Origin of the sequence: Bradyrhizobium sp. i1.15.2 (assembly GCF_040548425.1) — a bacterium.
Taxonomy (GTDB): Bacteria; Pseudomonadota; Alphaproteobacteria; order Rhizobiales; family Xanthobacteraceae; genus Bradyrhizobium; species Bradyrhizobium canariense.
In genome coordinates this window covers 1-13897 of the sequence record NZ_JBEPRQ010000028.1, presented here as the reverse complement: position 1 = coordinate 13897, position 13897 = coordinate 1, and the positions used below count along the sequence as shown (strand labels likewise).

The window sequence follows — 13897 nt, the reverse complement described above, 5'->3', positions numbered from 1 at the left end:
ACTGATGCAAGCCGACGCGGCGCGCGATGACTGAGCTGATCGCGCGCCGTGTTGCTTTGGCGGCGACCATCGTGGATCGCCGCTTGCTCTGCTCGGCGTCGCGCGGCTCGCAACGGCTAACGCGGTCTAACAACCCATAACGAGCAAATTGCCAGGGCCTGCGCCAATCTCTCTGCATGACGAACCGAGGCGTTGATGTCGAATTCGGTCAGCGTCACCGACCAAAGCCAGGGAGATCGAACATGACCACGCAAGCACGTATCGACATTCTCAATCCAGACCGCCGTCAACTGTTGAGCCAGGCCGCGATGACCGCGGTTGCCGCAAGCGTATCGAGCCTGTTGCCGCTGCATTCCGCCAAGGCTGGCGTGAGTGGGGCGGTTCGCCCGTTCCACGTCAGCGTGCCCGAGCAGGATCTGGTCGATCTTCGCCGCCGCCTCGGGGCGACGCGCTGGCCGGATCGTGAGATCGTTGTCGATCAATCGCAGGGCGTGCAGCTGACGACGGTGCAGCAACTCGTGAACTACTGGCAGAACGACTACGACTGGCGCAAGATGGAGGCGCGGCTGAATGCCTTGCCGCAATTCGTCACCGAGATCGACGGCGTCGACATCCACTTCATTCACGTTCGCTCGCGTCACGAAAACGCGCTGCCGATGATCGTCACGCATGGCTGGCCCGGTTCGATCATCGAGCAGATGAAAATCGTCGGCCCGCTCACCGACCCCACCGCACACGGCGCGACGGCGGCGGACGCCTTTGATCTCGTGATCCCGTCGCTGCCCGGCCACGGCTTCTCCGGCAAGCCGACGGAGCTGGGCTGGGACCCCCAGCGCGTCGCGCGCGCCTGGATCGTGCTGATGAAGCGGCTCGGCTACAACCGCTATGTCGCGCAAGGCGGCGATTGGGGCAATGCCGTGACGGAGCAGATGGCAGTGATTGCGCCGCCCGAGCTGCTCGGCATCCATACCAACATGCCCGCGACCGTTCCGGACGACATCGCCAAGGCGCTTCAGCCCGGCGGATCGCGGCCGTCGAACCTCTCGGCCGACGAGCGCTACGCTTACGATCAGCTCGATGATTTCTACAAGCACGGTCTCGGCTACGCCATCGAGATGTCGAACCGGCCGCAGACGCTCTATGGCCTGGTGGATTCGCCGGCGGGCCTCACGTCCTGGATGCTCGACCACGATGCGCGCAGCACCGCGATGATCGCCCGGGTGTTCGACGGCAAGACGGAAGGGCTGTCGCGCGATGACGTGATCGACAACATCACGCTCTATTGGCTCACCAACACCGCGGTGTCCTCGGCGCGGCTGTACTGGGAGAACAAGCTGGTGTTCTTCGAGCCCAAGCACATCAAGATCCCGGTCGCCGTCAGCGTCTTCCCGGACGAGATCTACGCCGCGCCGCGCAGCTGGACCGAGAAGGCCTATCCGAAGCTGATGCACTACAATCGCCTCGACAAGGGCGGCCACTTCGCCGCCTGGGAGCAGCCCGCGCTGTTCTGCGCGGAAATGCGCACCGCCTTCCGACCGCTGCGTCAGTCGATCTGAGACCTGCGGGGACGCGCACTTCCGCGCGTTCTCTTTTTTCCCCACAGACAGGAATGCAATCATGAACCGCCCCGAACGCACCTTCACGACCGACCAAATCCGCCTGGAACGTCGGCTGCCGTCGTATTGGCGTGTCACCTTCGACATGCCCCCGGTCAATATCTTCGGCCCCAAGCAGCTTCCGCTTCTCGACGACGTCGTCACGGCGATCGAGACCGATCCTGAGGTGAAGGTCGTGGTGTTCGACAGCGCCGTGGAAGGCTTCTTCATCACGCATTACGACTTCCTCGCGCCGCTGGAGGATTCGCTTCGTATCCCGCCCGGGCCGACCGGCCTGCAGGCACTGCCCGACATGCTGGTGCGTCTCAGCCGCGCGCCGGTTGTCTCGATTGCCTCGATCCGGGGCCGCGCGACCGGCGTCGGCAGCGAGCTGGCGCTCGCGAGCGACATGCGCTTTGCCAGCCGCGAAAAGGCGATACTGTCGCAATGGGAAGTCGGTGCGGGCCTGGTGCCCGGCGGCGGGCCGATGGCGCGGTTGCCGCGCCTGATGGGCCGCGGCCGCGCGCTCGAAGTTCTGCTCGGCGCCGATGACATCCACGGTGATCTCGCCGAACGTTACGGCTATGTGAACCGGTCGCTGCCGGATGCCGAGCTCGACGGCTTCGTCGAGGCGCTGGCCATGCGCATCGCGTCCTTCGACAAGGAGGCGATTGCCGAGACCAAGCGCCTCGTCGACGTCGCGAGCCTGCCGCCGGATGTCGAGATCAAGCCGGAATGGGACGCGTTCCTGGCCTCGCTCAGCCGCCCCGCGAGCCAGACCCGCATCAAGGCGCTGATGTCGCGCGGCTTCCACCGCGCCGGTGACGTCGAGAACCGGCTCGGCTTCCACGTCGGACAGATCGGTAACTAGAGCGTTTTCGAGCGAAGTGGATACCGGTTCGCGTGAAGAAAACGCGTCAAAGCAAGAATCAAGTCCCGTTCGGAACGGGACTTGACGGAACCGCTGCGGCGCTCGGCCGGTTGGAATTGGCGACAAGCGGTCGTGCCAATGTCGCTTTCCTTCGGTACCGAGCGCCGGTGCCAAAAAATCAACCAGGAGAATTGAGATGATCCGCAAGGCAACAGCAGTCTGGAAGGGCACCGGTCGGGACGGGACCGGTCAGCTATCGAGCGAATCCGGCGTGCTCGCTGCGACGCCCTATTCCTTCAAGACCCGCTTCGAGAACGAGAAGGGCACCAATCCCGAGGAGTTGATCGCGGCGGCCCATGCCGGTTGCTTTACCATGGCGCTGGCCTTCGGCCTGCAGCTCGCCGGCTTCACTCCTGACGAACTCTCGACGGAAGCCGCGGTCACGCTCGAGCCGGAAGGCAAGGGTTTCAAGATCAGCAAATCGGCGCTGACCTTGCGTGCCAAGGTGCCGAACCTCGACGATGCCGGCTTTGCCCGCATCGCGGGCGAGGCCGAGAAGAACTGCCCGGTGTCGAAAGTGCTCAACGCCGCAATCACGCTCGACGCTAAACTGACGTAGGGCGCGCTCTCATTGTGTCTCCATCCGGTTCTGGAAGCTTGCGTCTCGCGAGAGGAGCTGGATGGACAAATGCCTGGCTTTCGGCTGAGCCGCCAAAAGCATAGGATGCGACGGATTCAGAACGGACAGACGGATCAATTGGGAGTGGAGATATGACAACGGAACGCGCAGTTTTAGCCGGAGGCTGCTTCTGGGGCATGCAGGATCTGATCCGCAGGCAGCCGGGCGTGATCTCGACCCGCGTCGGCTACACCGGCGGCGCTGTGAAGAATGCCACCTACCGCAATCATGAAGGTCATGCCGAAGCGATCGAGATCACCTTCGATCCCGCCAAGACCAGCTTTCGGACCATGCTGGAGTTCTTCTTCCAGATCCACGATCCGACCACGCTCAACCGCCAGGGCAATGATTTGGGCACGAGCTATCGCTCGGCGATCTTTTATACCAGCGACGAACAGAAGCGCATCGCAAAGGATACGATTGCAGACGTCGAGGCGTCCGGTCTCTGGCCTGGCAAGGTCGTGACCGAGGTCGCGCCCGCGGGCGAGTTCTGGGAAGCCGAGCCGGAGCACCAGGATTATCTCGAACGCTATCCGGACGGGTACACCTGCCACTTCATCCGCCCCGACTGGAAACTGCCGCGGCGCGGGGCTGCAGCGGCAGGCTAGAGCTGGTCGTCGTTATTGTCGGGGAGAGCCATGCCCGAAATCCGCGAGATCACCGCCGGCATCCGCAGAGCACATCGACCGCTTTTCGGGCCATCTCCCTCAGCTCGGAGCGGCGGGCGCCGGCACGGGCGCGAATGGCGATGGTGTGCATCGTGGCTGAAGCGAGAATGGCAAGCGCCGCTGGATCGGCGTCGCGCTTCAACTCGCCCTTGTCCTGCGCAAGGCGGAAGCGGGCTTCGAAATCGGCATCTATCATCCGCAGTCCCGCCGCGACGCTGCTCCGGATCGCGGCATCTTCGGCGACTTCGGTCACCGCCGTCCCCACCACGAAGCAGCCGCGCGCGGCTCCCTTGCCGGAAAAGTAAATCGACAGCGCCGCGTCATAGGCCAGCATCAGCGCTTCGTCCAAGGGATGGTCCCCGGCGAGAGCCTCACGCGTCGCGGCAAGGCTGATCTCCCAATAACGCGCGAGCGCCTCGAGGTAGAGCGCATGCTTGTTGCCGAACACCGCGTAGAGGCTCGGCGGACTCATCCCGGTCGCGGCAGCGACCTTGTCCAGGGAGGTACCGGAATAGCCCGTCCTCCAGAACGTCTCCGTTGCCCGCTTCAAGGCGGTCTCTGCGTCGTAGGCCGGTGGCCGTCCCCGGCGCGCCGGGCTCGTTTCGCTCTTTTTCCGTGCCATATCGTCAGAACCCCGGTTGCCCTGTTCTACACGTATATTTGTATGGATCGTTATAAAAATCAAGGGTCGCAGCCTTGATCGCCGCGTTGGAGTGCAATATTTGTAACGATCGTTATTAAATAGATTGAACCCGAGGATCTTCCGATGCGTTTCGATTTCGCGCCAATCGCCGGCGGGCTCGGCGATGGCAGCAGCTTCCGCCCGAGCGAGGCTGCCGCGCAATGGTTTGGGGCAGGGCTCGGCAAGCGGCTGCCGCTGATGCTCGCGCTGCCGATGGCGGTGGCCGTGGTTGGCGCCTTCATCTATCTGGCGCAGGAGCAATATGTCTCGACCGACGACGCCTTCGTGCGTGCCGCCAAGGTGACCGTCAACGCGCGCGTTTCCGGCCAGGCGGTCGAGATAGCCGTGCGCGACAACGAGCGCGTCCGGCGGGGGCAGGTGCTGTTTCGCATCGACCCGGAGCCTTATCAAATTGCCGTCGACCAGGCCGAGGCGCGCCTCGGAAGTGCGCGGCTCCAGATCGAGTCCCTCAAGGCGACCCATCGTCAGCAGCAGGCGGAGCTGCAGTCGGCCAAAGAGACGGCTACCTTCGACGAGCGCGAGTTCGATCGCAAGAAGATGCTGGTTGCCTCCGACTTCACGCCACGCGCGGTGTATGAGCGGGCCGAGACGGACATGAAGGTCGCTCGCCACCGCATGGCGTCGATCGAACAGCAGATCGCCAACACGATCGTTGCCCTCAACGGCGATGCCGATATCGATGTCGACCGTCATCCGACCGTTCGCGCGGCCAGGGCACAGCTCGACCGTGCGCGGCTGGATCTCTCCTACGCCACCGTGACGGCGCCGGACGACGGCATCGTGACCAAGGTGGACGATCTCCAGATCGGCGGCTTCGTCAATGCCGGGGCAACGACGTTCTCGCTGCTGTCGAGCCGGCACGTCTGGGTCGAGGCGAATTTCCGCGAGACCGGCTTGACCCACATGCGCCCGGGCCAGGAGGCGACGATCGACGTCGATGCCTATCCGGATCGCAAGTTCAAGGCGCACATCGTCAGCATGAGTCCGGGGACCGGCTCTGACTTCTCGCTCCTGCCGCCCGAGAATGCGACGGGAAACTGGGTCAAGGTCGTGCAGCGATTGCCGGTGCGCCTGGAACTCGACGATCTCGATCCGAACCGGCCATTGTTCTCGGGCATCAGCGTGACGGCGCGGGTCGATACAGGCCATCGCCGCAGCTGGCCGCATCTGCTCCAACCGGCGCCTGCAACGGAGGGCAAATGAGTACGCCCCTTCCATCGACCACGGCGCCCGGCGGTCATCACGCGATCGCCGCGGCCGCACTCATGGCGACCTACATGCAGGCCGTCAACATTTCGATACCGAACGCGGCGCTACCCCATATTCAAGCGACGCTCTCGATGGCGAATGACGAGGTCGGCTGGGTGTTTTCCTCCTATATCGCGGCGAGCGCCGTGACCATGTCGATCACGCAATGGCTGGCGGGACGCTACGGCCGGAAAGTGGTCTATCAGGCCGCTGTCACGATCTTCGTGTTGGGTCTCGCCCTCGACACGCTGGCGACGACGTCGATCCACTTCGTGCTGGCGCGAATCCTCCAGGGCGCGGCGAGCGGACCGCTGGCGCCGCTCTCGCTGGCGATCCTGCTCGAGGCGACACCGCCGGCGCGACATGCGCGCATGAACTTGGCCTGGACCGTCTGCTCCCTGCTCGGCATCAGCAGCGGCCCGGCCATTGGCGGCTGGCTCAGCGAATATTACGGCTGGCCCGCGATCTTCTATTTCAGCCTGCCGATGACGGGCTTCATTTTCCTGACGATGGCTCAGCTGCTCGGCGAGAAGCGGGCGGAGCGGAGCCAGCCCTTCGACTTCTTCGGCCTGACGACGTTCTCCGTCGGCATGATAGGGTTGCAGATGTTGCTCGACCGCGGGGAGCGCCTCGAATGGTTTGCCTCGACGGAAATCTGGATCGAGGCGGGCGCCTCCGTGCTCGGCTTCTATCTCTTCGTCGTGCACGTCATGACGACAAAGGAGCACTTTCTCCGCACGGCGCTGTTCAGGGACCGCAATCTCGTGCTCTCGACGGTCATCTCCTTCGCGGTTGGCTTCGTGCTGCTGCCGACCTTGGCCCTGACGTCCCCGATGCTGGAGGAATTGCTCAACTACCCCGTTGACACCACCGGATACATGACCGTTCCGCGCGGCGTCGCGCTGGTGGGAGCGCTGGTGCTGACGAGCCTGGTCCCGGCGCAGATCGACTACCGGCCGTTCCTCGTGGGTGGAATGACGCTGGTGGTCTATGCCAACTGGCTGATGCTTGGCTATTCACCGGCGATGGATTGGCGGCCGGTGGTCGAGGCCGGCCTGCTCCAGGGAGCGGGCCTCGGCATGTTGCTGCCCGCGCTCGCCAGGGCCGCGTTCGGCACGCTCGATCCGAAGCTCCGCCCGGAAGGCAGCGCGCTGATCAACCTGTCGCGCCTCTATGGCAGCACCATCGGCATCGCGGTGGTCCAGCTCTTCTTCTACGCCAACACGCAGGCTGTGCACGTCGCACTCGCAAAGAACCTCACGCCCTACCGAGTCGCTGCATTCGTCGGGGGGCCGATCGCGAAGCCAAGCCTTGCCGCCCTCAACGGCATGGTCACGCGTCAGGCGGCGACCGTCGCGGTCATCGACCAGTTCGAGATCCTGATGCTCGCCATGCTCGTCGTGATTCCGCTCGTGTTTTTTCTCCGTAAGCCGCGGCCGACCGGTTAACGCCTGGAGCCGTGGAATGACATCGCATCGAATACCTCGTCCCTCGCTTTTGAGGGAGCCGAGGACAAACAAAGGAGTATGAGCATGACTTCGTCAGATACGCTTCGTTATACGAGGATTCCAACTCATCAATCCGGGACGATTCCCGCGGTGGGATTTGGCACGCTCATTCCGGATCCGCTCGTGACCAGGCAGGCCACCAAGGCTGCATTGGAGGCCGGATTTCGACACCTTGATTGCGCGGAGCGCTATCGCAACGAGGAAGCGGTCGGCGATGCGCTGCAGGAGACGTTCAAGGAGGGAACGCTTCAGCGCAAGGACCTGTTCGTTACGACGAAGCTATGGAACACCAATCATCGACCGGAACGGGTCAGGCCTGCCTTCGACGCCAGTCGCCGGCGGCTGCAAGTCGACGAGATCGATTGCTACATCATCCATACGCCCTTTGCCTTTCAACCCGGCGACGAACAGGATCCGAGAGATGAGCACGGTCGGGTCATCTATGATTCAGGGGTTACGCTGGCGGAGACGTGGGGGGCGCTGGAGCGCCTGGTCGACGAGGGGCACTGCAAGTCGATCGGTCTGTCGGACATCACCCTGGACAAGCTGCGCGAGATCGTTTCGGTCGCGCGGATCAGGCCCGCCATGGTGCAAGTCGAATCGCATCCGTATCTTCCCGAGTGGGACCTGCTCGACTTCTGTCGAGAGCACGGGATCGTCTTGCAGGCGTTTGCAGCGCTGGGGCACGCGATGAAGCCGAACGTCCTGGCCGATCCGGTGATCACTGCCATCGCGGAGCGTTTGCACAAGACACCGGCCCAAATTGCGCTGGCGTGGGCCGTCCAGCGCGGCACCGCTTTCCTGACGACTTCGACCAATCCCCGGCGCATCCAGGAGAACTTCGATATTTCGGCTTTGCCCAAAGACGCCATGCGAGAGATGAGGGACGAGATCACGACAAACATCAGGTTCAACACGGTCGTCGAGACCGGCGTGCCCGGATTCATTCCGCGCGCCGGATGAATCGGCGCCGGCCAGCCGACTCGTCAAGCTCGGAGCTGCTCGATCAAATCGTGGGCGCTGCGGATTTCGGCGATGCCGGCACCTTCGGTGAACGGCCGGCATGCGCGTTCCAGAATTGCCAAGGCCTCCTTGGTCTGGCCAGCGCCGATCATGTACCGCGCCAGGCTGACCGCGCTTCGCAGCTCCCAGAAGCGCGCGCCTTGCTGGCCGGCAATGTCCATGGCCTCGCGAAAGCGCGGCTCGGCGTCTCCTGAATGCCGGGTGCTCCTGAGCATCAACTCTCCCTTGATGCGGATCAGCTCCGGCAGATACCAGAGCTCCTGCCGGTCGTTGCAGCGGGTCAGGACATCCTCGATCACGTCGAGGCCGCGATCGACCTGGTCGGCCTCTCCGGAACACGCGGCGAGCTCGCCGAGCAGGGGCAGAAAACGCGGCAGGAAGCGCGCATCGCCGGCGCGATTGAGCTCCTCGCGCAGCAGCGGAAGGCCGGTCGAGTCGCCGCGTTTGACCATGACAGCGGCGTTGAAGGCCCTAGCCCACAGGCCCCACAGCCGGATCGCGTGGCGCTCGGTGTGTTCGAGCAGCTCGGCGCCGTGACGCTGCGCGGCGTCGAAATCGCCGGACCAGAAGGCGATCGGACAGGCGGCTTGTCCGAGTACGCTGCAGAAGGTCAGCGCGTGGCCATTGGCGCGGCCTTCCTCGATGTTCCTGGCGGTGAGGGCCTGAGCCTGATCGGCCAGGCCCTGAAGCCACAGGATGCGAGCTCGAAAATATTGGGTCGAGATTCTCAGATCGAGCGGGAAGATCTTCGGCTTCTCCGCCAACACATGCAGCGATGCATTGACCCGGTCGATGCGCAGCCGAGCCTCGTTCTGATCCCCGAGATAGTGCAGCGCCACGGCCATTAGCCGGTCGCCCAGCATGACGTCGGTCCTGTCGGACGAGTTCGCCGCTGCGTTCGCAAAGCGATCGGCGAGCGCACGGGCCTTGCCGAACTGTCCGTTGTTGAACTGGTCGATGCACAAGCCCCAGAGCGCGCGCAGCCGGAAATCCTTGTCGTCGAGCCTGTCAGCCAGCTCGAGGGTCGTCTCGAGGATCGGCCGCGCCTCGCGCGCGCGGCCCTCGCCATACATCAGCGACCAGCCGAGTGCCGACAGGAGCTGCATGCGGATGCGGTCATCGTCGGCGGTGTCTCCGAGCGCTGCGAGTGCCGTTCTGCTGCGCTCACGGCATTCCGCGAACAGTGAAAGACGTACCCACAGCGTGATCGCGGCCGCCGTCAGCGCGATGCCGAGTGTCGCCTCGCCGTCGGGCCCGAAGGCCCAGTCCAACGCCGCGCGCACATTGTCCAGCTCCGCGCCATAGATGCTCAGCCATTCGGGCAGCGGCGTCGAAATATCCGCCTCCGCGCGCTGGAATAAATCGCGAAAATGCTCGGCATGACGCCGCGCGAACTGCCTGGCTTCGCCGAGCTCGTTGAGTTTTCCGTATGCATAGGTGCGCGTGGTGTCGAGCAGCCGATAGCGCAGCGTCCGCGAGCCGGACGGCGAGATCAGCGACTTGGTCACCAGGCTGTCGATTGCTTCGAGGGTCTCGGATGCGTTGAGGCCGTCACCGGACGCGACCGCTGCCGCCGCCTCCGGCGCGAAAGGCCCGGCAAAGACCGACAAGCGTCGCAGCGTGGCGCTCTCCACGGGAGGCAGAAGGTCGTAGCTCCAGTCGAGCGCCGCAGCGAGCGTCTGGTGCCGCGGCACGGCGGTGCGCCGGCCGCGCCATTGCAGCGAAAAGCGGCTGTCGAGCAGGGATGCCGTGCCGGCGATGCCGTAAGCATTGACGCGGCCCGCCGCGAGCTCGATAGCCAGCGCGATGCCGTCGAGGCGCCGGCAGATGCTCGCGACGAGGGGCGCCTCTTCTGCGCTGAGCTGAAACGGTCCCGAGCTCTGCGCAATGCGGTCCACAAAGAGTTGAGCCGCGGGATAGGCAAGAACCTCGTCGACAGCAAGCCCTTCGCGCTCGGGCGGACAATCCAGTGGGAACAGCCGGAAAATCCGCTCGCCTTCGCTCCGGAACGACTCGCGGCTGGTTGCGAGAACACGAAGCTGCGGTGCTTCGCGAACGATGTGCTCGACGAGAGGCGCCAATTGATCCAGCACATGTTCGCAACTGTCGAAGATCAGCAGGGCCGGGCCGATCTTGAGGAAAGTCAGAAGGGCCGGCGTCGGATCTTCCGCGCTGATGGTCAGTCCGAGCGCCGAAGCAATGGTGGTCGCGATGTGACTGGCATCCCTCAGCGGACCGAAATCGACAAAGAAGACTCGCCCGCCGAAATCCTGGGAGCGGCGATGCCCGACGGTGACGGCGACCGAGGTCTTGCCGATGCCGCCCGGGCCGACGACCGTCATGAAGCGATAGAGGGAAAGTCCGTTCGAGATCTTCTCGATGACATCTTCCCGGCCGACCATCCTGGTTAGCTGAGCGGGCAGGGAGCGGGGAGGGGCGGTTTCGGCCGCGAGCGGGGCGGCTGGCGCAGCTGCTTGAGCGAACGAGGCGACAAAGCAATAGCCGCGGCCCGGCACGTTAACGACGTAACGGGCCGACTTGCCGGTATCGCCGAGCGCTTTGCGCAGCGCCGCGACATGGAAGCGCAGACTGCCCTCGTCGACATTGACGCCGGCCCAGATGCGCTTGACCAGCTCTCTCTTGTCGACGACTTCTCCGGGGCGTCCGGCAAGGAAGATGAGAATGTCGAGCGCGCGGCCGCCGACATGAAGCGGCGCCCCCTCCTTCTCCAAGAGCCGGGACTTCGGAAACAGTCGAAATGGCCCAAAGGAAATGGCCGAGTCTTCGCTACGATCTGGCACGCGCCATCGCCCCCTCGAAGGGAGTCAAAAGGTATTACTTTTTGGTCTACCAGAACGAGGCGTACAGTAAACTGGCCGAAAGCAGTGGGCAGGGCTGGCAGCCCTGCGTGGACGGCTTGGGTCGGCTCGCTCGCGAAATTGTGCTTGGAAAGTAAAGAGTTAGGCCGATGTGACAATGCGATGACGCCGAGGCTCGCCCGGATGGAGCATTGACTGTGATGCCGGATTGCTGCGATGGCATCGTCCGGGAGCCGGTCCCGCCACCACATCGACTGCCGACTTCCGGAATTTCCAGCATGGCCTCTTTCACGCGGCGACAATTCGTGCACGCGTTGACAAGCGCAGCGGCGCTCGCCGCGCTTCCCCGCAGCGGACAAGCCGCCGACTATCCGTCTCGTCCCATTCGCCTGGTGATTCCCTACGGACCCGGTGGATCGGGTGACCAGATCGCGCGCCCCTGGGTTGACAGGATGCCGTCGCTGCTCGGGCCGACCTTCGTCGAATATATCGGCGGTGCGGGCGGCGCCATCGGGACCGCGGCGGTCGCACGCGAGGAGCCCGACGGCTATTCGCTGCTGCTCGGTAACGGCAGCACGCAGGTCATCATTCCCATGACGTCGGCGAATCCCGGATATTCGGTTGGCGATTTCCGCGCCATCTACCGGCTGATCAACAGCGCGCTGGTTTTCGCCGTCAATCCTTCGGTGCCCGCCGCAAACCTGCGCGAGTTGATCGCCTATGCGAAAGCCAATCCGGGAAAGCTGTCCTATGGCACGCCGGGGATCGCCACCGGAAACCATCTGGTCGGCGAATCCTTCAAGCAGCAGGCCGGCGCGCTGGACATCGTCCACGTGCCCTATCGGGGCATCGCGCAAGCGACCAACGACCTCGTCAGCGGCCAGATATCGCTCGTCATTGCCGTCATGTCCGTTCAATTGCAGCAGCTGACTCAAGCGGGGAAAGTCAGGCTGCTCGCGGTCACCACCGAAACGCGGCTGAGCGGCGCGCCGGAGATCCCGACCGCCGTCGAATCCGGCATGCCCGGCATCCGGTATGAGGGATGGTTCGGTCTGTTCGCGCCCAAGGACACCGACGATGCGATCATCGACCGAATCGCGCAGGCGACGCGGCTCGCCATGGCCGAACCGGCGCTTCTGGCGAGCTATCGCGCCCAGGGCATGGAGCCGGACAACGATTCAAGTCCGGACAAATTCCAGCGCATCGTCGAGGCCACATCCGCAAGCCTCGCGCCCCTGATCAAATCGATCGGGCTGAGCAATTTGTGAGGCCGCTCAGCCGTCGGCGCGCGTAACCATGCGCGCCGTCAGCGTGACGAGGCCCATCAGCGCGGCCAGGAGCCAGAACGCCATCGGCAATCCGCCAAAGCGTGCGACGAAGCCGACACCGGCGGGGCCGACGAGAACGCCAGCATAGCCGGCGGTCGTGATCGCCGCAACGGCGAGCCCCGTGGGCATCACCGTCTGCCTCGCCGCCCGGCGGAACAGCACCGGTACGACGTTCGATGCGCCGAGGCCGATCAGCAGGAAGCCGGCTATGGCGACCGCCACGACGGGAGCCGTGAGCAGGACCACGAAACCCGCGATCGCAATCAGGCTGCCCCAGAACAATGTCGTGCGGTCTCCGACGCGTGCGACGACGGCGTCGCCGCCGAGCCGCCCGATCGTCATGGCTACCGAGAACACGATGTAGCCGATCCCGCCTTGCGCTTCGGAAACGAGACCCGCGCCGATGACGAGCAAGGCGCCCCAATCGAGCATCGCGCCTTCGACCAGGAAGGTGATGGCGCAAAGCAGCGCGAGCAGGAGCACGGCGCCATGCGGCAGCACGAACAACGGCCCCTCCTGTACCTGCACAGAGCGAAGCAGCCGCGGCCACGCCGCCAGCATCGCGATCAGCATCAGGACGGAGCAGATCAGCGTGCAAGCGAGCGCGCCGAGTTGCAGCGAGAGTAGTGCGGTCATCAGCGCGGCCCCGGCGAAGCCGCCGATGCTGAACAGCGCGTGGAAGCCGGACATCAGCGGACGTCCTGCGGCGCGCTCCACCTCAACCGCGTGGATGTTCATGGCGACGTCGACGGAGCCGAGCGCGGCGCCAAATGCGAAGAGTGCCAGCGCGAGCGTCATGGACGAGCTCGCGATTGTCAGCAGAGGCAGGACCAGGGCAAGACCGAGCCCGCCCGCAATGATGATCGGCTTGCTGCCATAGCGCGCGCTCAGCACGCCGGTCAGAACCATCGCGACGACCGAGCCGATGCCGAGGCTGAGCAGGAGCAGTCCGAGGATGCCGTCGTCGACGGCGAGCCGCGCCTTCGCGAACGGCACCAGCGGTGCCCAGCACGCGATGCCGAAGCCCGCGACGAGAAAGGCAAGCCTGGTCGCAAGGCGTGTCGCCGGCCTATCGGCAGAGGACATGGGAACTCCGGGGAGGGGAAGCAGGGCAGGGGCAATCGACAAGCCTCGCAATTGTCGCGTCTTTATGTCCGCGGCGGACTCGGATTGTCGCAGGCGGCCCGTGGGGCGGACGGAACGCCAGTGCGAACCAAGGAGTGAGGCTTCGTAGCCCGGATGGAGCGCAGCGCAATCCGGGGCCGCTAGTGCGGCTAGCTAGCGAAAACCCCGGATTACGCTTGCGCTCCATCCGGGCTACCGGATCTTGCTGTGTCGCTCCCCCTGTCAATCCGCCGCCGCAAAAATATTCCACTTTACCGAAATTCGGTTTTGACGTATGTATCGGCCATCCCGGCTCATCCTTGAGGGGCGATCTTGTGGTCGTCATGTTCG

General features: G+C 64.4%; 11 protein-coding genes. 8 read left to right on the top strand and 3 right to left on the bottom strand.

Annotated elements, in window-relative coordinates; translation table 11 throughout:
- The first annotated feature begins 242 nt into the window (after positions 1-242).
- The 4 genes from ABIB80_RS32425 (at position 243) to msrA (ending at position 3753) form a co-directional block, all read left to right on the top strand.
- On the top strand, positions 243-1556 hold the full coding sequence (locus ABIB80_RS32425) for an epoxide hydrolase family protein (RefSeq protein ID WP_007601287.1): 1314 nt from the start codon (positions 243-245) through the stop codon (positions 1554-1556).
- A gap of 61 nt (positions 1557-1617) precedes the next feature.
- The gene (locus ABIB80_RS32420; RefSeq protein WP_007601288.1) at positions 1618-2466 is read left to right on the top strand and encodes an enoyl-CoA hydratase/isomerase family protein; all 849 of its coding nucleotides are present in this window, start codon (positions 1618-1620) and stop codon (positions 2464-2466) included.
- Positions 2467-2662: 196 nt separating this feature from the next.
- Positions 2663-3085, top strand: a complete 423-nt coding sequence (locus tag ABIB80_RS32415; protein WP_007601290.1) for an OsmC family protein — start codon at positions 2663-2665, stop codon at positions 3083-3085.
- 152 nt (positions 3086-3237) lie between these two features.
- Complete coding sequence (gene msrA, locus ABIB80_RS32410) at positions 3238-3753, top strand: peptide-methionine (S)-S-oxide reductase MsrA (protein WP_007601292.1); 516 nt, start codon at positions 3238-3240, stop codon at positions 3751-3753.
- Between the two features lie 49 nt (positions 3754-3802).
- On the opposite strand, the gene ABIB80_RS32405 is transcribed toward msrA, so the two are convergent.
- Positions 3803-4363, bottom strand: coding sequence for a TetR/AcrR family transcriptional regulator (locus ABIB80_RS32405; protein WP_245286012.1), 561 nt, complete (start codon positions 4361-4363; stop codon positions 3803-3805).
- A gap of 216 nt (positions 4364-4579) precedes the next feature.
- Between ABIB80_RS32405 and ABIB80_RS32400 the strand changes: the two genes are divergently transcribed.
- The 3 genes from ABIB80_RS32400 (at position 4580) to ABIB80_RS32390 (ending at position 8235) form a co-directional block, all read left to right on the top strand.
- On the top strand, positions 4580-5719 hold the full coding sequence (locus tag ABIB80_RS32400) for an HlyD family secretion protein (RefSeq protein WP_007601296.1): 1140 nt from the start codon (positions 4580-4582) through the stop codon (positions 5717-5719).
- The gene (locus ABIB80_RS32395) at positions 5716-7212 is read left to right on the top strand and encodes an MDR family MFS transporter (RefSeq protein WP_007601298.1); all 1497 of its coding nucleotides are present in this window, start codon (positions 5716-5718) and stop codon (positions 7210-7212) included. Before ABIB80_RS32400 ends, ABIB80_RS32395 begins: the two co-directional genes overlap by 4 nt.
- 84 nt (positions 7213-7296) lie before the next feature.
- Positions 7297-8235 (top strand): aldo/keto reductase, encoded by a 939-nt coding sequence (locus ABIB80_RS32390; RefSeq protein ID WP_007601300.1) that lies wholly within the window; start codon positions 7297-7299, stop codon positions 8233-8235.
- A 23-nt stretch (positions 8236-8258) separates the two neighbouring features.
- On the opposite strand, the gene ABIB80_RS32385 is transcribed toward ABIB80_RS32390, so the two are convergent.
- Positions 8259-11096, bottom strand: a complete 2838-nt coding sequence (locus tag ABIB80_RS32385; protein ID WP_007601302.1) for an ATP-binding protein — start codon at positions 11094-11096, stop codon at positions 8259-8261.
- Positions 11097-11392: 296 nt separating this feature from the next.
- On the opposite strand from ABIB80_RS32385, the gene ABIB80_RS32380 reads away from it, so the two are divergent.
- Positions 11393-12382 (top strand): Bug family tripartite tricarboxylate transporter substrate binding protein, encoded by a 990-nt coding sequence (locus ABIB80_RS32380; RefSeq protein ID WP_354128975.1) that lies wholly within the window; start codon positions 11393-11395, stop codon positions 12380-12382.
- 6 nt (positions 12383-12388) lie between these two features.
- Here ABIB80_RS32380 and ABIB80_RS32375 read toward each other — a convergent pair whose 3' ends face one another.
- Positions 12389-13528 (bottom strand): MFS transporter, encoded by a 1140-nt coding sequence (locus ABIB80_RS32375; protein WP_007601306.1) that lies wholly within the window; start codon positions 13526-13528, stop codon positions 12389-12391.
- Positions 13529-13897: the final 369 nt, after the last annotated feature.